This is a genomic window from Saccharothrix obliqua, from assembly GCF_019375475.1.
GTDB classification, from domain to species: Bacteria; Actinomycetota; Actinomycetes; order Mycobacteriales; family Pseudonocardiaceae; genus Actinosynnema; species Actinosynnema obliqua.
In genome coordinates this window covers 1-1045 of record NZ_JAHXGQ010000034.1, presented here as the reverse complement: position 1 = coordinate 1045, position 1045 = coordinate 1, and the positions used below count along the sequence as shown (strand labels likewise).

At 69.0% G+C, this 1045-nt stretch carries 1 protein-coding gene; it reads left to right on the top strand.

Features of this window, described 5'->3' with window-relative positions; all coding sequences use genetic code 11:
* Positions 1-1045, top strand: a 1045-nt coding sequence (locus KZQ38_RS35685) for an inositol-3-phosphate synthase (RefSeq protein ID WP_219448451.1), incomplete at both ends; no start/stop codon positions are given.

The following is a 1045-nucleotide window of genomic DNA, read 5'->3' as shown; positions in this document are numbered from 1 at the left end:
TTGTCGGGGTCGGCAACTGCGCGGCGTCGCTGGTGCAGGGCGTCCAGTATTACCGCGATGCCGACCCGAGCACCCGGGTGCCCGGTCTGATGCACGTCGAGTTCGGCGGGTACCACGTGCGGGACGTGGAGTTCGTGGCCGCGTTCGACGTGGACGCCAAGAAGGTCGGGGTCGACCTGTCCGAGGCGATCGTGGCCAGTGAGAACAACACGGTGAAGATCGCGGACGTGCCGCCGCTGGGTGTGACGGTGCAGCGTGGTCCGACGCTGGACGGGTTGGGCCGGTTCTACCGGGAGACGGTGGAGGAGTCCGACGAGCAGCCGGTGGACGTGGCGCGGGCGCTGCGCGACGCCGAGGTGGACGTGCTGGTGTCCTACCTGCCGGTGGGCTCCGAGGAGGCCGACCGGTTCTACGCGCAGGCGGCCATCGACGCGCGGGTGGGTTTCGTCAACGCGCTGCCGGTGTTCATCGCCTCGGACCCGGAGTGGGCGCGGCGGTTCACCGAGGCGGGTGTGCCGATCGTGGGCGACGACATCAAGTCGCAGGTCGGCGCGACCATCACGCACCGCGTGCTGGCGAAGCTGTTCGAGGACCGCGGTGTGCAGCTGGACCGCACGATGCAGCTCAACGTGGGCGGGAACATGGACTTCCTGAACATGAAGGAGCTGGAGCGGCTGGAGTCCAAGAAGGTCTCCAAGACCCAGGCGGTCACGTCGCAGGTGGACCGGGACCTGGGTCGGCGCAACGTGCACATCGGCCCGTCGGACTACGTGGCGTGGCTGGACGACCGCAAGTGGGCCTACGTGCGGTTGGAGGGCCGGGCGTTCGGCGACGTGCCGCTGAACCTGGAGTACAAGCTGGAGGTGTGGGACTCCCCGAACTCGGCGGGCATCATCATCGACGCGGTCCGCGCGGCGAAGATCGCCCTGGACCGGGGTGTCGGCGGCCCGATCCTGTCGGCGTCCTCGTACTTCATGAAGTCCCCGCCGGAGCAGTACGACGACTCCACCGCCCGCGAGGCGGTCGAGGCGTTCATCCGCGGCGA